The following is an 18,968-nucleotide window of genomic DNA, read 5'->3' as shown; positions in this document are numbered from 1 at the left end:
AAGTTCAAAGGTCTTGCTAGTCGGTCTCATCATCATCGGATTCAGCCTTAATTAGGCGCCCCGGCCGCACACTGCCCCTCCCAAAGCGCGCCTTTGCACGATCAATGGCCCCTTCAGCATCGCGCCAACCCTTCTCGCGCGCACCTAAGACCAATTGTTCTGGTGAATCTTCCTGCAAATTCTCAAGTGAAACTCCAACTAAACGAAGTCGGGCCCGATCGATCTTTAACGCCAAGTAAAGGGCTTTAACAACTTCGTAAACCTCGTGAGTGCTATCGATTGCAAGTGGCAGAGTCTTTGAGCGATTGATCGTTGAGAAATCTGCAAAGCGCACCTTGATGGAAATTGTCTTTGCAAATAAACCTTTTTCGCGAAGTCGCGCAGTTGCCTTCTCGGTCATTCGGAGAAACTCTTGCAAGATCTCAATTGGATTATCTAGGTCTGTCGAAAAAGTTTCGGCCGCCGAAATGGATTTATCTGGTTCTTCAGGCGTGACATCTCGATAGTCGCGGCCCCACGCAAGTTCATAAAGTGAAGCACCTGCTGCATCACCAAGTGCGCGAATCAAAGTGCTGCGAGGCGTGTTTGCGATATCTGCAACTGTATGAAGTCCAAGTCTTTCCAGCTGTTCAGCAGTCTTTGGCCCGACTCCCCAGATTGCGCCAACTGGCAGTGGATGTAGAAAAGTTAAGATGCGATCAGTTGTAATTTCGAGCATGCCATTTGGTTTGCAATGTTGTGAGGCTAACTTTGCAATAAATTTTGAAGGCGCAATACCGACTGAACAGGTGATGCCTTCTTCTCGCTCGACTCTGGCGCGAATCTCTGTTGCGATTTCGCGACCTGTGCCCAGTAATTTGCGCGCACCTGTGACATCTAAGAAAGCTTCATCGAGTGAGATAGGTTCAACTAGCGGGGTAAATGATTCGAAGATCTTCATTACGCGTTCAGAAATTTCAGAGTATCGATGGTGATCTGGTGCGATAAAGATTGCATTAGGCGCCATACGTTGCGCCCGGCCCACTGGCATTGCCGCGCGAATTCCGAATTTACGTGCTGCATAGTTTGCAGATAGGACAACGCCACGTGCACCCGCACCAACAACAACTGCCTTGCCGCGAAGTTCTGGGTGATCGAGTTCGGCTACAGATGCGTAGAAGGCATCCATATCCACATGCAAGATCGTGGCCTCTTGTGGCTTTTCTTGGCTCATATCGCTCTCTCGATTAATTTGCGCGACCACTTTTCATAAGCCTGGCGTAGGTCCCAAGCGCCACTAGCGTTGATCGAGATACCACGTTCACCGGTGCGTCTAGTTTTGCCACGGACTAACAATAAGGATGTTGAGTAGAGAGTGGAAGCAAAACCCTCTTGCGCATCAGAGAAGAATGTTGAATCGGTGCAACCATAACCATCATCGAGAGTTAAGAAGATAACGCGCCGCCCAGAGCGCACTGGTGGGGTCTGCATCGCCACCTTTACTCCTGCAACCAAGATATCGCTCTGTGATCGAAGTGTTAGTAGATCCGATGATTTAACTGCGCCGATCGCATTTAGAAATGGCGCATAGAACTCGAGCATATGGTGGGTGATATCCATCCCTAAGCGCTCGACTTCGTTACGCACTTTTTCGGAAGCGCCCATCGCAGGTAATCCACTGGTGGCAAGTGCAGGTGGGGCAAAGCCAAAGACCATCTGCGAACCAGAGATATTTGAGGCAGGTGAACGAGTTAGATCAGATAAATGCAGAAGTAGATCGCGATGATTTAGGGCGCCATCGCTAAGCGAGTGCACTCGATCGAAAGCGCCAGTCATGATTAAGGTTTCGATAATTGGATGTGAGGCACCTGATCTGCGATAGAAATCTGCTAAATCGATATAGGGGCGCCCTGCGATTATCGAAGTGATCTCCCCCGCGCTAATGCCACCAACTGTAGAAAGTGCGATGCGTACGCTGTAAGCGCCATCGTTACTTTTCTCAACCGTATAACTCTCATTGGAAAAATTGATATCAAGCGGTGCCAGCCCAACGCCTAACTGACGCGCTTCATCAACCATCAAACGCTTTGGGTACATGCCCGGATCGTGAGTGAGAACACCGGCGATAAATGCTGCTGGGTAGTGGGTCTTTAAATATGCAGATTGATAAGTGGGAAGTGCGAAAGCTGCAGCGTGTGCTTTACAGAAACCAAAGGATGCAAAGGCGCGCAAGACATCCCAGATCTCGGTAATAGTTGTTAACTCGTAACCGCGCGCGGTTGCGGCAGGAAAGAACCAATCGCAGACTTCTTGTTGGCCTTCTTTACTACCTAAAGCGCGCCGTTTTTCATCCGCGGCAGCCATAGATATGCCGGTCATAGTGGCGATAATTGAGATCACTTGTTCGTGAAATACAACCACTCCTTCAGTTTCAGCCAAGATCTCATATAGATCAGGGTGGATTATCTGCGCCGAAGTAAAGCCATGGCGCGCACTTAAGAAGGGGCGGATCATGTCGCTCTTTACTGGGCCAGGGCGAAAGAGTGAGATATCGATAACGAGATCGTTAAAAGTTTTCGGAGTTAACTTTCCTACTAGTTCGCGCTGCCCTGGGCTTTCAACTTGGAAGATACCTAAGGTGCGCGTTGATTGGATTAACTCGTAAGTTTCTGTGTCATCTAGCGGCACGACATCAATATCAATTTCGGCTTCATCAACTCGTTTTATTTCTGCAACAGCATGGGCAATAGTTGATTGCATCCGAACACCCAGGATGTCGAGTTTTAGCAAACCGATTTCTTCAACGTCATCTTTATCAAATTCGACCATCGGGTAACCACCCGCGTTAAATTGAACTGGCGCGCGATCGAGCAGACCCGCATCAGATAGAACAACGGCGCATGGGTGCATCGCTAAATGGCGCGGCAAGCCATCAAGGCGCTGGGCAAGTGAGATCGCCATCGCGGTAAGGGGCGCCGATAAATTAAGTGAGCGAAGCTCGGGAAGTGATTTAAGAGTTGCCTCGATATTTCGAGCGCGGATATGCGGCATAGATTTTGCAATGAGATCGATCTCCATCGGTGAGATACCAAGTGCGGCGCCGGTATCGCGGATCGCATTTCGGGCGCGGTAGGTGTCGACCATCGCAACGGTTGCACAGCGCGATAGCGCACCTGGTGCGCGCCAATCAGTGTCGCCATAGCGTTTAAAGACCATGTCGTAAATTTCTAAACGTCGTGCGGATTCAACATCGATATCTATATCGGGAAGAGCGCGACGCAGCGGTGAGCAGAAGCGTTCCATCAAAAGGCCATGGCGCATCGGGTCTACGCCAGAGATGCCAAGTAAGTGACAGATCAGAGAACCCGCGCCGCTGCCGCGAGCGGCAACGCGGATATTATTTTGGCGAGCCATATCAGTGATGTCGGCAACGGTTAAGAAATATGACTCGTAACCAAGAGTTGCAACTGTTGCTAGTTCATCATCTAAACGAGTGCGCGCTTTAGCAATAAGCGTTGAATCGTTGTAGCGCCAATTGATTCCGGATTCGCAACGGCTGCGCAGCAAAGTGCGCATTTGATTTGCTGAATCTGCCCCGACTACATGGGGTTCAGGTAGATGGATCGCCCCTAAACCAAGATCGCGTTGTGGCGATAACAACGCGCGTTCGGCCCATTGTCGCGTTGTATTTAAAAGCGCGCGCGGTGTTCGTTCTCCTGCAGCGCGCGCAATTTCGGCGGCGAGTGAAACCATTTGTTCGTTAGATTTTAAATAACCTTCGGCGTTACGTCTTTCGAGGTGGCGTTGATGCAGCGGAACTAATTGGCGCGCACAATCGAGGATGTCAGCAACTGGTCCATCTGCGGCATCGCGCATCCGCACTGCATTGGTGATAACTGCATCGATATCGTGATCGCGGGCAAAGATTAAAGAGCGCGCGGCATGTGTTGTTGAAAACGGGCCTTTGCCAGCAACAAGATGTGAAACACAGTCAATTGCTTGATCGCCAAAGAAGGGGCGAGTCTTATTAAATAACTCGTAGGCGATATCGCTGCGGTGCAAGACTAGCGCTTGGCTTAAAGGTGATTCAGGGCCGTGCAGCAAATGTAACTGTGTTGAGTATTCGCTAAAACTTTGCAGTAGTTCGAGAGTAATAACCGGCTTGCGATCAACGGCGTTCATGGATAACCCAGTCATAAAACGAACAAGTGCCCGCCATCCCCCATCGCCATGTGCCAGAACTGTTACGCGTGGCAGATCTTTTGCGCTTGGATTTTTACTATTAGGGTCGTTTAATAAATCGATAGCTAGGTTTACTCCGATAATCGGTGCGATTCCGTACTGCAGGCAGGCGCGGGCAAAACGAATAGAGCCAGATAAACCATCGCGATCGGTGAGAGCGAGCGCCGGTGATTCAAATTCGGCAGCGCGTTGCACTAGATCTTGCGGCTGCGTTGTCCCGTATTTAAGCGAGAAGGCACTTGATGTACGTAGATGGATAAAACTCATGCTGAACTCATACTTGTTTAACGATCCACGAACCTGTTATCTCGTCGCGTTCTAATTGAAAGGTGTTAAGTGCACCGATAGGAGCGGCTTCAACTGTCCATAAAGCGCGAGCGCCATCATCGGGGCGATAGATGCCATCGCTAACCCGGTTCCACCAACCACCTGCTTCACACCAACGCGATAGAACTGCATGGATGCGAAAACGTTTGCCGCGAAAGGTGAATTCGATGGGGGTAGCTGCTCCATCGGAAACTACTTCGTGGGCTGGTGATATCTCTGGGACTGACATTTTGGGACGCCTAAACCTCTCCTGTGGACAATTCGAACATGTGTTCGAAAACTAGCCCAAGGCCCTGACATTGGCAAGAAAGGTGTGTCGCCACGCTTAAAATAGTTGAAAGTTCAACTATCTCCCCTACAATTACCAGAGTCAGAACCGCTATTAATCAGTTTCTAAATAAGGAGAACCATGGACGCAGTACTCGTAATTGGTCGAATTCTTTTCGCCTTCATCTTTATCACCTCAGGAATCGCTCACTTTGCCAAGCTTGAAATGATGACTGGCTATGCCAAGTACAAGAAGTTGCCTGCTGCAAAGCTCGGCGTAATCGCAAGTGGCCTTTTCTTCCTTCTCGGTGGAATCTACATCGCTCTCGGCTTCTGGGTAGACCTTGGCGCTCTAATGCTTGCAATCACTTTGGTGCTTGCCGCAGTCATCTTCCACAACTACTGGAAAGAGACTGATGCAACTGCAAAGCAGAACGAAATGATCGCTTTCAACAAGGATCTCGCTTTAGCTGGCGCATCACTAATCATCTTCGCACTTATCTACAGCGGTGCAATTTCAGCAGATGCTTTCGGTCCACACATCGGAAACATCTCTTTCTTCAACAAGTAAATTCAATAAGTTACAAAGCTTTATCCAAAACGGCTCCCAGAGATGGGGGCCGTTTTGCTTTTGGGTGAGATTATTAAGAAATGGATATCTTGCTGGCGCTGATTTCTGGTGGAGCTATAGGCGCAGTTTTAGGCGTTGTAGGCGCCGGTGGAGCAATGCTCTCGGTTCCGATTCTTTTATATGTATTTGGGTTTACCGCAATTCCTGCAACCACAGGTGCGCTAGCAATAGTTCTTGCTGCCGCTGTAGCAGGCTCTATTCCAAAAATTCGCGCCAAGCAGATTCTCTACCGTGAAGCAGTAGTCATTTGGGCACTTGGGTTAGTTACCAACCTCGCGGCTTCGATCTTGGCTCACAAGTTAAGCGATCAAGTAATCACAACTGGATTTAGCATTACATTGTTTATTGCAGCGCTTTCAATGCTTAAAAAATCTGAAGAACAAGAAGAACGCAGGATGTCGATTGGCTTCCTGGTGTTGCTCTCTTTGGGCATTGGCGCGATAACCGGACTTTTCGGAATCGGTGGTGGCTTCATAGTCATTCCCGTGTTGATGCATGCCTTTGGAACGCCGGCACGGGTTGCAACTGGAACTTCACTAGCTGTTATTGCTCTTAACTCGATAACTGCATTTATTGGCCATCAATCACACTGGGATGAAGTTGATTGGAAGATTCCACTCGTGATGGCAGCTAGTGCGATGGTTATCGCCTTATGGTCTTCTCATCACCAAACTCATAGCAATGTATTAGCAAAGAAGTTCTTTGCCGGCGTACTCGTTGTATTGGCAATCTTTACTTTATTGCAAACTTGGATTTAAGCCTTACCTGTCTTAATCGACTTCGATAAGAAGCCCGCCAGAATCAACATCAAAACCGGATAAGCCATACCAATTGAAAGATTTGTATATTCGGCGATCAAACCTGTAACCGTTGGACCGAAGAAGAAGCCTGCGATACCAATTACACCAACGCGCGATATTGCAACAGCTGGCGCAATCCCTGGAGTCTTACTTGCCGCCAAGATAAATGCAGGAAACATTGGACCAATGCCAAGGCCTGCTGCGATGAAGCCGATATTCACAATTATCAGCGCAGGAATTGGATAAGAATCCGACATTGGAATCGCAATTAGCATCGCAATCCCCCAAATACTTCCGCCGAAATATCCACCAAGTTTTACTAAACGCGCTGGACCGAAATAATCGAGTGCGCGATCGCCTAAGAAGCGGCTGACAATCATGGCGAGAGCAAAGGATGCGAATGCTGATGCATAAACACCTTTGCCATAGCCCATTTCATCGCGCAATAAAATTGCGCCCCAGTCACTTGCCGCGCCTTCACCGACCAAGCTGGCGAGAAGTCCGACGCCCAAGAACCAGAGCGGCATAACAGATTTACCGAAAAGCGGAATCTTTGCTTGATGTTCTTCATCGCCCTTATGCCCATCAATCGATGAAGGAAGCAAATAGTAAGCAGCGATGAGATAGGCGATCAGAGAGACGATCGCAATGGCAACCAAATTTGTGCGCGGTGAAACATGGCGAGTAATTGCGCCACCAAGAACAGTTGTCACAAACGCGCCCATGCTCCACATTGCGTGAAATGAGGACATGTATCGTCGTTCCAAAATATTTTCAACAACTGTTGCCTGAAAGTTGTAACACATATCAATCAAGGCATACCCAAACCCCATGGTGTACAAACTTAAAAAAAGCGCCACTGCATTAGTTGCTAGGCCCATACCCGCTAACCCAGCAGGCATGATGAATACTCCAACGAAAATCACTTTCTGCGATCCGAAGGTATGCATCAACCTTCCGGCAAGCTGCGCACCAGTAATCGAACCAAAGGTGCTTCCCAAAAGAACAAAGCCAAAAGCTCCATTTGAAAGCCCGATTAGATCTTTAATCTCGGGAATGCGCGGAACCCAACCCATAGAAACTATTCCGAGCAAGAGGAAGCAGACCCGCAGAGAATTTCTCGCTAATTTCGCACGGTGGTTTTGATCAAGTGCTCCGATAGACATTTGCCAAGGGTATCCTGCAACTATGGAAGGCATCCTCGAAAAGGCAGCGGTAAAACGCTTTATTCAAGCAGCCACCGACCTTGGCGTTAAAGGACAAGTAACTGTTCTTGCTGAGACCGCCCGAACTGCAGTCGATGCCGCCAATGGTTTAGGAATTGAAGTTGGGCAAATCGCCTCTTCTCTTATCTTCAAACTTCCTTCAGGCAATCCCCTATTGATCATCACCAGTGGTCGCCACCGCGTTGATACTGATTTAGTTGCGAAGAATTTAGGTATCACCGAACTTGGCCGCGCCGATGCCAATTATGTAAAAGAAGTTTCTGGTTATTCAGTAGGTGGAGTTGCACCACTTGGTTGGATTAGCCAACCTGAGAAGATCCTGATTGATCAAGCGCTAAATGACTACGAGGTCGTTTGGGCAGCATCTGGACATCCGCATGCTGTCTACCCAACTAGTTATGCCGAGTTAATTACTTGCACAGGCGCCACCCCAATGATTGTTGGAGATTAGTTAAGTAACTCCGCAAGCAATTTTTCTACACGAACTTTGATCTCATCGCGAATCACGCGAACTGGCTCAATTCCCTGTCCCGCAGGATCTTCAAGTACCCAATCCTCATAGCGCTTTCCAGGATAGAACGGACATACATCGCCGCACCCCATGGTGATAACCGCATCTGATTCTTGTACAGCCTCTGGGGTTAAAACCTTTGGTGTGTTATTTGCGATATCAATTCCGACTTCGGCCATCGCTGCAACGGCAACTGGGTTAATCGAATCTTTAGGGGCAGAACCGGCAGAGAGCACTTCTACGCGTCCCTGCCCGAGTTCACGCATGAAGCCCGCAGCCATTTGTGATCTACCTGCGTTGTGTACGCATACGAATAAAACTGTTGGTTTGCTCATCTACTTCTCGTTTCCTGTTTTATTTGGGGAATTTATAAATGTACTGAGTACCAGACCAAGCGCAGCTCCGATAATTTGTGCGGCAATAAAAGGAAGTACAGATCCTGGGGCGATACCAGCGAAGGTATCTGACAGTGTTCTGGCTACCGTTACTGCAGGGTTTGCAAAACTAGTTGATGAAGTGAAGAAATAAGCTGCTGATATGTAAGCGCCTACAAGTACTGGAATCTTCGCTTCGCTCTTTTGCACGATCGCAGTAAAGATAATGAAGACTAGGCCAGCCGTTGCCAGAATCTCGCTCACGAAGAGTTCAGCGCCGGTTCGATCCTTCTGCGAAATTTCGATAATTGGTAAGTTGAAGATGAAGTTAGCAAGTGCAACGCCAATTACCGCACCGACCAACTGAGCCGCCAGGTAGGCGGTGGCAAGAGATGCCGTGATGTTCTTCTTGAACAACTGGATTGCAGTCACAACTGGGTTGAAATGGGCGCCACTAATTGGGCCAAGCAAGGTTATTAAGATGTAGAGAATCAATCCGGTTGCCGCTGAGTTAATTGTTAGCTGCACACCAACATCTTTTGAAAGATTGGTCGCCATTACGCCGGAGCCGATAACGACTAACAAAAGAGTCGCAGTACCAACTGCCTCGGCGATGGTTTTTCTCAAATTCACATGTCTATCATCGGCCATAGATGAACAGGTAATAACCAGCGCCACGGAGTAATATCTGAATTTAAGATGAACCTTTCTATGCAACTCCTCCCATCTGAGGCCGAATCAGCGCCTCATATTGTGCTTGTTCATGGGATGGGCTCGGCAGCAACAGCCTGGAAGCCTTTGATCCCATTGCTGCAACCTCGCTATAACGTGATCACCGTCGATCTTCCTGGTCACGGTAAGACGCCGATGGATAAAACTCTGTCCATGGATCCGCATGCATTGGCAAATTTAGTTGTCAAGGAAGTCGGGCGAGAATTTCAAGTTAACGAGTTTGATCTTGTTGGAAATTCTTGGGGTGGCTGGATTGCACTTGAAATGGCCGCCGCACATCCGCAAACGGTTAAGAGCGTTGTTGCCCTCGCCCCTGCTGGATTCTGGTTAGCAACATTTGTGCAGAGATATCCTGGCACTTCAACGCTTCGTTATTTGGCGAAGAATTCTGCGCCGCTTGCGCCAACATTTTTGAAGTACGAGTGGTCACGGAAATTAGGTTTTGAATCCGTTAGTCCGCGTTGGCGCGAATTTTCTACAGAGCTTTGTTTAGATGCGACTCTGGCGATGGCTAATTCCCCGGGTTATTTTCCGGCTTGGGATGGAATGCTAAACAAGCGTTTTGATTCGAAGGTAGATTCCTCGATTCCAGTGACGATTATCTTTGGAGATTCAGATAAAACTCTGCCGGCGACAACCTGCCAAGAACGATTGATGGCTCCAGCGCACGCGCAATGGAAAACATTTGCCGAATGTGGCCATGCTCCGATGTGGGACCACCCGCAGGAGGTTGCCGCAGAGATATTTGCTGTAGCAGGTATTAATAGATGAACAATGAACTTGTCACAGTTATTTACTTCTGGAAGGTAAAGCAGAGCAAATTAGGTTTCGCACTTCTGCGGATGGCGCTAGATCGTGGCGGCCTTCGCAGAATGAAGGGCGTGCGTTTTGCCAAGATGCTTGGTGCGGGAAAAGGTGAATCATTTACACCCCGCGATGCCGATATAACTCGCTGGGGCGCGCTAGTTGTTATTGAAGAATCTCAATTGGTGGCGCTAGATAATTCAAAGTTAGTCAAGCGCTGGCGCGCAAATAGCAGTGATGAGGTTCGATATCTCGTTGATCCAATTTCATCTCATGGTTTATGGGCCAAGGTAAATCCCTTTGACTACGTAAAGAGCGCTGGTGATGGTGAAGTTGTTGCGATTACACGCGCTCGAATCAAATGGGCCCAAAATGTGCGTTTCTGGAAAGCCGTTCCACCAGTAACTTCGAGTCTGCATTCATCTCCTGGTTTATTGCAGACCATCGGAATTGGTGAAGCTCCGATAGGTCTGCAAGGAACTTTTTCACATTGGCGCTCTGGCGCAGATTTAAGAAACTTTGCTTACAAGGGCGCCGCCCACCAAGAAGCGATTGCAGCCACTGAACGCCATGCTTGGTATGCCGAAGAACTCTTTGCACGCTTTTCTGTGCGCGATATCCGCGGTTCGCTTAATAAATAGAGGTATTTCTGGGAGCGATTACTAGGGCAGACTTAGCCCATGTCGATCCGTCATTACAACCCCCGCAGGCGTCACCGCCGCGGTATCTCAGATCGCTCCCGCCTCTTTCTCTATCTGGTGCTCGGCATCGCCCTACTTTTACAAGTTTCCTATCCACTTCTTGATGGAGAAGCACTTCGCGTTGTAACTATTGCAACTGTTTATTGGGGCGCCGGCGCCATGGCGCTACATGCGCTGTTGTCATACGGTGCACGATATGCATTTACATATTTAGCTATCGCGCTAACTTTCGGTTTCTTTATTGAATTAGTTGGCGTCTCTACTGGTTGGCCATTTGGCGTCTATTCATATGATCCATCACTTGGTCCGCAATTAATTAGCGTTCCACTTGTTGTGCCATTTGCTTGGGCGATGATTGCGCATCCAGTCTTATGTGTTGCGCGCCGAGTGACTAAGAACTGGGTGTTTCTCTACGGTGGCTTCGGAATGATGGCCTATGACTTATTCCTTGATCCGCAGATGGTTAGCGGTGGTCGCTGGACTTGGGAGGTAACTGGCTCACATGTTCCTTTCACTCCTGAAATTCCACTCTCTAATGCATTTGGATGGTTGTTATCTGGCATGGCTTTGATTGCAGTTTTGCACTTAGTTCTACCGCGCGATCGCCGCAAGCAGAGCGCGAGTTACACGGCAGTTGATTTCTTCTTAATCTGGACATGGTTTGGTGGAATCGTTTCAAATCTATTCTTCTTTGATCGCCCAGGTATCGCATTCTTATTCGGAACGGTTTATGGCGCCTTCCTTGCGCCGTATCTCTTCTCACGCTGGCTCGGGCGCCCTTAACAGTTTAACTTGTATCGAATAAATCGTGCTAACTAACTTAATTTTCTTTGCATCCGTTGCCCTGCTTTGGCTAGCCGTCGCAAACTTCTTTACGATCCGCCGCCCCGCACCCGCTGCAGAACGCAGTGAATCTGTAACTATTTTGATTCCGGTGCGGAATGAAGCGGAAAACATCGCAGATCTAGTACTTAGCCTGCAGGCACAACAGTTCTTGAATAAGTCAGAGATCATCTTCATCAACGACTCATCCACCGATGACACAGCAGACAAGTTGCAGGAAGCCAAAGATGGTGGCGCTCAAATTAAAGTTATCAACGCCCCTGAACTTCTAGATGGCTGGCTAGGTAAACCATGGGCGTTGCAGCAGGGATATTTGCAGGCTAAGGGTGAAATCGTTGTAACTCTTGATGCAGATGTTCGTTTAACGTCAACCGCTATTGCACAAGCCATTGCAATGCTGGGCGATCGCTCATTTATCTCGCCGTATCCACGTCAGATCGCTAAGACTTTTTCAGAACGATTGATTCAGCCTTTACTGCAATGGTCATGGATGAGCACAGTGCCTTTGCGCGTTGCCGAGAAATCTACGCGCACTTCTTTAGCAGTTGCCAACGGTCAATTCTTTCTGGTGCGCAAAAGCGCCTTAGATCAAATCGATGGATTTACTGCGATCGCTGCAGAAGTTCTCGACGACATGGAACTTGCTCGCGCGCTGATTAAATCAGGCGCATTTGGTGGAGTCGCAGATGGTTCATCGCTGGCGCAGACCCGCATGTATAAAAACTTCTCTGAAATCAAAGCTGGGTATGGAAAATCTCTCTGGAAAGCATTCGGCAGTCAGAGCGGTAGCGCAGCTGCGATCGCATTTCTGTTTATCACTGGCATTGCTCCAGTAATTGCTTGGTTTGGTGGCCATCCCCTGGGCTTCTTCGCCTATCAATTTGTAGTTATAACTCGCGCACTTAGCGCAGCGCGTTCGCGCGGCCGGATACTGGATTCGATTCTGCATCCGCTCTCTTGTGCAATCTTGATCTATTTAATTGTCTACAGTTGGCGCGCCCGTGGCGCAGTAACGTGGAAAGGTCGCACCCTGTGAGCAAAGCAAGTGCAACAAAACCTGCCGTTGCTGTAATCGGTGCCGGCATGGGCGGAATGACAACTGCAGCGCGTTTAGCAAAGGCTGGCCACCAAGTAACTGTCTATGAAGCATCTGATCGCCACGGTGGCAAGTGCCGCACTGAATGGATCGGAAATTATGCATTTGATACCGGCCCTTCACTTTTAACTCTTCCTGCGGTCTATCGCGATTTCTTTCAGCGCACCGGCGATGTCATGGGTCGAGTTCTGGAGTTAGTTCCTGTTAATCCATCATTTGATTACCGTTTTGCCGATGGTAAGTCGGTTAAGTTTGCCAACTTATCTCGCAAAGAGACTCTGGCTGCAATCACTGAATCGCTCGGCGCAGAAGCTGGCCAAGAGTGGGATCGGGTAATGCGCACCGCTGAGGCGATGTGGGATGTCTCGCGTGAACCGTTTATCGAATCTGAACTACGTTCTATTGCATCTCTTTTAAAGCGTCCAACGCTGCTTCGTGATTTAAGAATTATTGCGCCCTGGAAAACTCTGCGCGGGCTAAAGATTAAAGATATTCACCTAAGAAATATCTTGGATCGCTATGCAACATATAGCGGATCTGATCCACGCGTTGCACCTGCGGTGCTGGCATCGATTGCCTTCGTTGAAGAAGCCTTCGGGGCTTGGCACATCAAAGGCGGGGTTGGAAAGCTAGCCGATGCCGTTTATCAGCGTTGCCTAGATCGCGGAGTTAAATTTGAATTCAACTCTCCCATTACTGCGATTAACCACAATGGTAAATCTGTAACTGGCCTTTCACTTGGCAATGGGCGATCAATTGACTACGAAGTAATCGTGGCTAACGCTGATGCATCGTTGGTATATGGCAAATTGATTTCAGGCAAAGTCTCTAAGTTAAAGCGCACCCGTAAGAACTTGGCCAAAGCTGAGCCTTCACTTGCTGGATTCTCACTTCTACTTGGGCTTCGTCCGACTGATCAGCCAACAGGTTTATCGCATCACAATGTCTTGTTTCCGAAAGATTATGATGAAGAGTTTGAAGATATCTTCAGCCGTAAAGTGCCAGTTGAAGATCCAACGATTTATATCTGCGCGCCAAATGACGATGCGATGGTTAAATACCCCGGGCACGAAGCTTGGTTTGTGCTGGTTAATGCACCGCGCCATGGCGATAGCGATGGCTTTAACTGGAACGATAAAGATGCCAACCACCGCTATGCGATGAAGATTATTGATGCCATTGAAGCGCGCGGAATATCAGTTAGAGACCGCTTAGAAGTTTTGGAAATTCGCACACCTGCAGATCTCGAGCGCACAGTGATGGCGCCAGGTGGATCGATCTATGGCACTTCCAGCAACGGAGCGCGTTCGGCATTTTTGCGCGCCAAGAATCGTTCTCCACTAAAGGGTTTGTACTGCGTTGGTGGATCGGCTCATCCAGGTGGAGGCTTACCGTTAGTTGGGCTAAGCGCTGAAATTGTTGCGCAAGCAGTTGTAGGCCCAACGACCCACTAGGTAGAAGCTAAATAGTTGAAGTGCGGCGAGAACTGCCATAACTAAAGTTACTAAATTAAGGCCGAGCGCATAGGCAACTAGAGCGATAAAGATAAAACTGGCGCGTACTGGTCGTTCTGCTGGCGTTACAACACCAACTTCGCTGATACCTAAACCGCCTAATCGTGCGCGCGCATATTCTTGCGTTGATGCAGTTACATAAGTTAGAAGAACAATCCATACTGGCGCACCTATGCGGTAAGCGACGTAGAACCAGAGCGCTTCGCTGATGCGATCGGCAACTGAATCCAGAACCGCACCGAAATGACTCTCGCGGTTCTGATAAATGGCAACGCTGCCATCGATTCCATCGGCATAGAGCGAAAGTACAAGCAGCGGAATCGCCCAGAGCGAAAGTGGATTAACCGCCATCGCAACCGCAAAAACGATTCCTAGCAGCGTGAGTAAGTTCGGAGTTAAGCGCAGTGCTGAAACGAATTTAGCGGATGCGAATGAGATCTTGAGCCAAGCCTTAACAATTCCCTTTATCTCAGCGCTACCGTGGAGCGCACTCCACCTAGCAAAAAAATCGGTCTGGTTCATCCGCGTTTCTTATCTTTAATCTGTTCAAATATTTCGCGTGTTGCCGAAGAAGTATTCATTGTGTAGAAGTGAAGACCTGGCACGCCTGCATCCAGTAAATCTTCACAGAGACCGGTAGCAATTTCTACACCTAACTTACGGACATCATCGGGTGAATCTTTCAGCGCTTCAAAACGCGCAGCGATAGCCGGTGGAATCGGTGTGCCGCTTAACTCGGCCATACGATTTAACTGAGCAACATTTGTGACCGGCAATATGCCTGCGATGATCGGCAGTTTTGAGCCACGTGCTGATAAGCGATCGACGAGCGCTCTCCATTTATCTACTTCGAAGAAGAACTGTGTTGTTGCAAAAGATGCACCGGCTTTTTCTTTACGCAGTAGCACTTCAATATCTTCATCGAAATTTAGCCCTGATGCGGGATGTCCATCGGGAAATGCGGCAACGCCAATTGTGAATCCACCAACTTCAGCAGCGAGGGTTACCAATTCGTCGGCGTGATTTAAACCGCCAGGTGTTGGCGTCCAAGGCGCACGCGGTCCCCCAGTTGGATCTCCACGTAGCGCGAGAATGTTATGGATTCCAGCTTGCTTATAGCGCGCCAAAATTTCGATTAGCTCATCTCGCGTTGAACCAACGCAAGTTAAGTGCGCAACCGTTGGAATATGAGTGCGCTGCGTTATCTCGGAAGTTATCCGAATTGTGCGATCGCGGGTTGTGCCACCTGCGCCATAAGTAACTGAGATGAAATCAGGTGCAATCGGTTCGAGCGCGCCCATAGCGCTCCAGAGGCGTTCTTCTCCTTCTGGGTCTTTCGGAGGAAAGAACTCGAAGGAGTAAGTAACGCCTTCGCCGATCTCCTTCATGCGCATCTCCACGCGGTCAGGGTACCGTTGCGCCGTGGTTAACGATGCACGTGGCACGCTTTTAGCGGTACGCGAGACGGTTCAAAGCGAACTAACTTCTTATCTGACCTTGCAGCGCGAATATTTAAGTGGCATCGGCTCTGAGTTAATCCCAGTATGCGATGCCCTCGAATCTTTCTTGCTTGAAGGTGGAAAGCGCCTGCGCCCGCTATTTGCATATGCCGGCTTTGCGGCAACTGGCAAGGTTGCAACCGCTGCAGATATTCGCGCATTCACCAGCCTCGAACTATTGCAAGCCTGTGCGCTTATCCATGATGACTTAATGGATCGTTCAGATACTCGCCGCGGAAAACCTGCGATACATCGCCACTTTGAGAACTTGCATCAACAAGAAGCGATGAGCGGTTTGGCAGATCAATTTGGTGAAGCAGCAGCAGTACTTCTTGGTGACTTAGCTTTAGTTTGGTCAGATCATTTACTTCATACCTCTGGCGTTGAAAACAGCGCGCTCTTATCGGCGCTAAAGGTGCATGATGAGATGCGCATCGAACTTATGGCCGGTCAGTATTTAGATGTTCGTGAAGCAGGTGAACGCTCCCCTAGCGTTGATCGCTCACTTCGTATCGCCCGATACAAATCAGGCAAATACACAATTGAACGACCATTGCATCTGGGCGCATCGCTTGCGATAACCGATGAGGCGAAACGAAAAGATTTAACCAATATTCTGAGCGCATACGGTCTGCCACTTGGTGAGGCATTCCAATTGCGCGATGACATGCTCGGAATCTTTGGCGATCCATCTGTTACCGGGAAACCAGCCGGCGATGACATTCGCGAGGGCAAACGCACCGTTTTGATGGCGATGACGCTAGAGCGCGCAGACCAAGCAAGCGCCGCCAAGATCACTGCCGCCTTAGGCCGCGAAGATCTAACCGCCGATCAAATCGAAGAAATTCGTGCCCTTATTACCGCAACCGGCGCAGTTAAAGTTGTCGAAGATCTCATCGAGGGGCTACTTTCCAACGCGCTAACTGCGGCAAACTCTGATGAAATTGTCCCTTCAGCCCGCGAGTTACTCGTTGAACTCGCAACTAGCGCAACTCGTAGGAGCCATTAGATGCCAGCAAAGGTAAAGGGACCAACCGATCACGTAGTCGTTGTTGGTGCAGGACTTGCTGGGTTAAGCGCTGCACTTCGCTTAGCGGGCGCAGGCCGCAAAGTAACAGTCGTTGAACGCGAATCTGTTCCGGGTGGTCGCAACGGTTTACTAGAAAAAGATGGTTACTCATTTGATACCGGTCCATCTGTTTTAACTATGCCTTCGCTAATTCAAGATGCCTTTAGCTGCGTCGGTGAAGATATGAAGGATTGGCTAGAGCTTTCACCGCTTAAGCCGCTTTATCGCGCGTTTTATCACGATGGTTCGCAGATCGATGTCCATGCCAATACCGCTGAGATGGAAGAAGAGATCCGTCGCACAGTTAGCGCCGAAGAAGCCCTTGGCTATCGCCGTTACGTAGATTTTGTAACCAAGTTGTACAAGTACGAGATGAACGATTTCATCGATCGCAATATCGATTCTCCATTTAATTTGTTGACCCCCAACTTGGCGCGCTTGATCGCACTCGGTGGATTTAGAAAACTTTCTCCAAAAGTAAATCAATTTCTTAAAGATCCTCGCCTGCAAAAGGTTTACTCATTCCAGGCGATGTATGCAGGCGTTAGCCCACAACAGGCGCTAGCAATCTATGCAGTTATTGCTTATATGGATTCAGTAAATGGCGTCTTCTTCCCTAAGGGTGGAATGCATGCTGTACCTCGCGCACTTGCTGCTGCTGCAGAGAAGCACGGTGTAACTTTCAAATACAGCACCACGGTCACTCGCCTAGAAGTAGAGAACGGGCGCGCCAAAGCGGTTATCACCGATAAGGGCGAACGCATCGAATGCGATGTGGTTGTCATGAACCCAGATCTACCCGTTGTTTGGCGCGATCTACTTGGCAAAACTCCGCTAAATATTAAGCGCCTTAAGTACTCACCATCTTGTGCAACTTTGCTAGTTGGTTCTTCTAAGAAGTATGACCACGTGGCTCACCACAATATTCACTTCGGAAAATCTTGGGATGGCGTCTTTGATGAGCTAATCAAGAAGAAGACCTTGATGTCAGATCCTTCGGTACTCGTGACTATTCCGACTAAGGATGATGCCGCGTTGGCACCTGCTGGAAAAGAGAGTTATTACATTCTCTATCCGACTCCAAACTTGGATGCCGATATTGATTGGAAGACTCAAGCGCGTCCATATCGTGATCACATGATCAAGACTCTTGAAGATCGCGGTTACACCGGCTTTGGCGATTCAATTGAAACCGAAGTAATGACCACGCCACTTGATTGGCAAGCACAAGGCATGGAACGTGGCGCACCATTTGCCAGCGCACATACCTTCTTCCAAACCGGACCTTTCCGACCACGCAATATCGCAGCTGGTTTTGAAAATGTTGTCTTTGCTGGCTCTGGCACACAACCAGGCGTTGGCGTTCCGATGGTTTTGATTTCTGGTCGCTTAGCGGCAGAGCGAATCGTAGGTCCGGTTAAGTAAGTGAGTGAGTTAAGCGCTGCAGGGATTACCGACCCGCAACTACGGGAGTCTTATTCCGAGTGCAAACGTCTCAACTCTCTGCACGGCAAGACTTATTACCTAGCAACTCTTTTGTTACCAGCGAGCAAGCGACCATTTGTTCACGCGCTTTATGGTTTTGCACGTTATGCCGATGAGATCGTCGATGATTTAGCCTCAACGTTAACTCCTCAAGAGAAAGCAGAAGTACTCCGCGCATGGAGTTCTGATGTATTGCGCGGTTTAAAAACCGGTGAGAGTTCGGATCTGGTTGGCCGGGCGTTAATCGATACGGTGCAACGCTTTGATATCCCCCACCAACATTTCGTAGATTTCTTGCATTCCATGGAGATGGATCTAACCGTTACCGAATATCAAACTTTTGAAGATCTATATGAATATGTCTATGGATCAGCGGCGGTAATCGGTTTGCAGATGGTTCCAATTTTGGGCGGGGATACTGTTAACTCGTTAGAGGCTGCAAAGAATCTGGGCGTTGCCTTCCAGCTCGCTAACTTTATTCGCGATGTGGGTGAGGATTTAGATCGCGGCCGCGTTTACTTGCCGCTACAAGAACTTGCCGAACACGGCGTAACTCGTCAAATGTTGGAAGCGCGTAAGTTAACTCCGGAGATAATTAGCGCTCTTAAGTTTCAGATCGCTCGCGTTCGCCAACTACAGAAGGCTGCCGAACCAGGTATTGCGCTACTAGATAAGACCAGCCAGCCATGTATCCGCGCAGCCAGTGAGTTGTACTGTGGAATCGTTGATGAAGTAGAAAAAATTGGTTACGACATCTTTAATAAGCGCGCCAAGACTTCGACAGCTCGCAGAGCGCGAGTGGCTTTCGCGGCTTATATAAGCGCCGTTGCAGCGCGTTTGCGCTAAAGTAAATCTCGCGGGAGCCGCT

General features: G+C 49.0%; 19 protein-coding genes. 11 read left to right on the top strand and 8 right to left on the bottom strand.

Annotation, left to right across the window (positions count from 1 at the left end; genetic code table 11):
- Nucleotides 1-16 precede the first annotated feature (16 nt).
- The 3 genes from dinB to A1sIIB106_RS02725 are packed head-to-tail and all read right to left on the bottom strand — an operon-like array spanning nucleotide 17 to nucleotide 4,777.
- A complete protein-coding gene (gene dinB, locus A1sIIB106_RS02735; RefSeq protein WP_095677279.1) occupies nucleotides 17-1,213 on the bottom strand; it encodes a DNA polymerase IV in 1,197 nt (398 codons plus the stop codon).
- Nucleotides 1,210-4,488, bottom strand: coding sequence for a DNA polymerase III subunit alpha (locus tag A1sIIB106_RS02730; protein ID WP_095677278.1), 3,279 nt, complete (start codon nucleotides 4,486-4,488; stop codon nucleotides 1,210-1,212). Before A1sIIB106_RS02730 ends, dinB begins: the two co-directional genes overlap by 4 nt.
- Before the next feature lie 7 nt (nucleotides 4,489-4,495).
- Complete coding sequence (locus A1sIIB106_RS02725) at nucleotides 4,496-4,777, bottom strand: DUF6504 family protein (RefSeq protein ID WP_095670979.1); 282 nt, start codon at nucleotides 4,775-4,777, stop codon at nucleotides 4,496-4,498.
- Nucleotides 4,778-4,957: 180 nt separating this feature from the next.
- Here A1sIIB106_RS02725 and A1sIIB106_RS02720 point away from each other — a divergent pair, with 180 nt between their 5' ends.
- Together A1sIIB106_RS02720 and A1sIIB106_RS02715 are read left to right on the top strand one after the other, a co-directional pair.
- A complete protein-coding gene (locus A1sIIB106_RS02720; protein WP_095677277.1) occupies nucleotides 4,958-5,386 on the top strand; it encodes a DoxX family protein in 429 nt (142 codons plus the stop codon).
- Nucleotides 5,387-5,466: 80 nt separating this feature from the next.
- Entirely contained in the window at nucleotides 5,467-6,204 is a 738-nt protein-coding gene (locus A1sIIB106_RS02715) for a sulfite exporter TauE/SafE family protein (protein WP_095677276.1), read from the top strand.
- Here the strand turns inward: A1sIIB106_RS02715 and A1sIIB106_RS02710 are convergent.
- Nucleotides 6,201-7,412, bottom strand: coding sequence for an MFS transporter (locus A1sIIB106_RS02710; RefSeq protein WP_190277204.1), 1,212 nt, complete (start codon nucleotides 7,410-7,412; stop codon nucleotides 6,201-6,203). The genes A1sIIB106_RS02715 and A1sIIB106_RS02710 overlap by 4 nt on opposite strands.
- Before the next feature lie 22 nt (nucleotides 7,413-7,434).
- On the opposite strand from A1sIIB106_RS02710, the gene A1sIIB106_RS02705 reads away from it, so the two are divergent.
- Nucleotides 7,435-7,923: a YbaK/EbsC family protein gene (locus A1sIIB106_RS02705; RefSeq protein WP_095670975.1), complete on the top strand. Its 489-nt coding sequence runs from the start codon at nucleotides 7,435-7,437 to the stop codon at nucleotides 7,921-7,923.
- On the opposite strand, the gene A1sIIB106_RS02700 is transcribed toward A1sIIB106_RS02705, so the two are convergent.
- Nucleotides 7,920-8,318 carry an arsenate reductase ArsC gene (locus A1sIIB106_RS02700; protein WP_095670974.1) on the bottom strand — a complete coding sequence of 133 codons (399 nt, stop codon included), beginning with the start codon at nucleotides 8,316-8,318 and terminating at the stop codon, nucleotides 7,920-7,922. The genes A1sIIB106_RS02705 and A1sIIB106_RS02700 overlap by 4 nt on opposite strands.
- Nucleotides 8,319-9,008, bottom strand: coding sequence for an aquaporin (locus tag A1sIIB106_RS02695; RefSeq protein WP_095670973.1), 690 nt, complete (start codon nucleotides 9,006-9,008; stop codon nucleotides 8,319-8,321).
- Nucleotides 9,009-9,068: 60 nt separating this feature from the next.
- Here A1sIIB106_RS02695 and A1sIIB106_RS02690 point away from each other — a divergent pair, with 60 nt between their 5' ends.
- From A1sIIB106_RS02690 to A1sIIB106_RS02670, 5 genes are read left to right on the top strand one after another with little or no spacing between them, the layout of a single operon-like run.
- Nucleotides 9,069-9,860, top strand: a complete 792-nt coding sequence (locus A1sIIB106_RS02690) for an alpha/beta fold hydrolase (RefSeq protein WP_223299425.1) — start codon at nucleotides 9,069-9,071, stop codon at nucleotides 9,858-9,860.
- The gene (locus A1sIIB106_RS02685; RefSeq protein ID WP_095670971.1) at nucleotides 9,857-10,534 is read left to right on the top strand and encodes a spheroidene monooxygenase; all 678 of its coding nucleotides are present in this window, start codon (nucleotides 9,857-9,859) and stop codon (nucleotides 10,532-10,534) included. Before A1sIIB106_RS02690 ends, A1sIIB106_RS02685 begins: the two co-directional genes overlap by 4 nt.
- 39 nt (nucleotides 10,535-10,573) lie before the next feature.
- Nucleotides 10,574-11,377, top strand: coding sequence for a carotenoid biosynthesis protein (locus A1sIIB106_RS02680; protein WP_095677274.1), 804 nt, complete (start codon nucleotides 10,574-10,576; stop codon nucleotides 11,375-11,377).
- Between the two features lie 25 nt (nucleotides 11,378-11,402).
- On the top strand, nucleotides 11,403-12,473 hold the full coding sequence (locus tag A1sIIB106_RS02675) for a glycosyltransferase family 2 protein (RefSeq protein WP_223299512.1): 1,071 nt from the start codon (nucleotides 11,403-11,405) through the stop codon (nucleotides 12,471-12,473).
- A complete protein-coding gene (locus A1sIIB106_RS02670; RefSeq protein WP_223299511.1) occupies nucleotides 12,470-13,987 on the top strand; it encodes a phytoene desaturase family protein in 1,518 nt (505 codons plus the stop codon). Before A1sIIB106_RS02675 ends, A1sIIB106_RS02670 begins: the two co-directional genes overlap by 4 nt.
- Here A1sIIB106_RS02670 and A1sIIB106_RS02665 read toward each other — a convergent pair.
- Complete coding sequence (locus tag A1sIIB106_RS02665) at nucleotides 13,937-14,569, bottom strand: CDP-alcohol phosphatidyltransferase family protein (protein WP_095677273.1); 633 nt, start codon at nucleotides 14,567-14,569, stop codon at nucleotides 13,937-13,939. The genes A1sIIB106_RS02670 and A1sIIB106_RS02665 overlap by 51 nt on opposite strands.
- Nucleotides 14,566-15,435: a methylenetetrahydrofolate reductase [NAD(P)H] gene (metF, locus tag A1sIIB106_RS02660; RefSeq protein ID WP_095677272.1), complete on the bottom strand. Its 870-nt coding sequence runs from the start codon at nucleotides 15,433-15,435 to the stop codon at nucleotides 14,566-14,568. The genes A1sIIB106_RS02665 and metF overlap by 4 nt, the downstream gene beginning before the upstream one ends.
- A 34-nt stretch (nucleotides 15,436-15,469) precedes the next feature.
- On the opposite strand from metF, the gene A1sIIB106_RS02655 reads away from it, so the two are divergent.
- The 3 genes from A1sIIB106_RS02655 to A1sIIB106_RS02645 are packed head-to-tail and all read left to right on the top strand — an operon-like array spanning nucleotide 15,470 to nucleotide 18,946.
- Nucleotides 15,470-16,555 (top strand): polyprenyl synthetase family protein, encoded by a 1,086-nt coding sequence (locus A1sIIB106_RS02655; protein WP_223299510.1) that lies wholly within the window; start codon nucleotides 15,470-15,472, stop codon nucleotides 16,553-16,555.
- Entirely contained in the window at nucleotides 16,556-18,040 is a 1,485-nt protein-coding gene (gene crtI, locus A1sIIB106_RS02650; protein ID WP_095670966.1) for a phytoene desaturase family protein, read from the top strand.
- A complete protein-coding gene (locus A1sIIB106_RS02645; protein WP_095677270.1) occupies nucleotides 18,041-18,946 on the top strand; it encodes a phytoene/squalene synthase family protein in 906 nt (301 codons plus the stop codon). It begins immediately after the preceding gene.
- The last annotated feature ends 22 nt before the right edge of the window (nucleotides 18,947-18,968 follow it).

It is taken from the genome of Candidatus Planktophila lacus (genome assembly GCF_002288325.1).
In the GTDB taxonomy this organism is placed as follows: Bacteria; Actinomycetota; Actinomycetes; order Nanopelagicales; family Nanopelagicaceae; genus Planktophila; species Planktophila lacus.
This window is presented reverse-complemented; position numbering and strand designations above follow the sequence as displayed.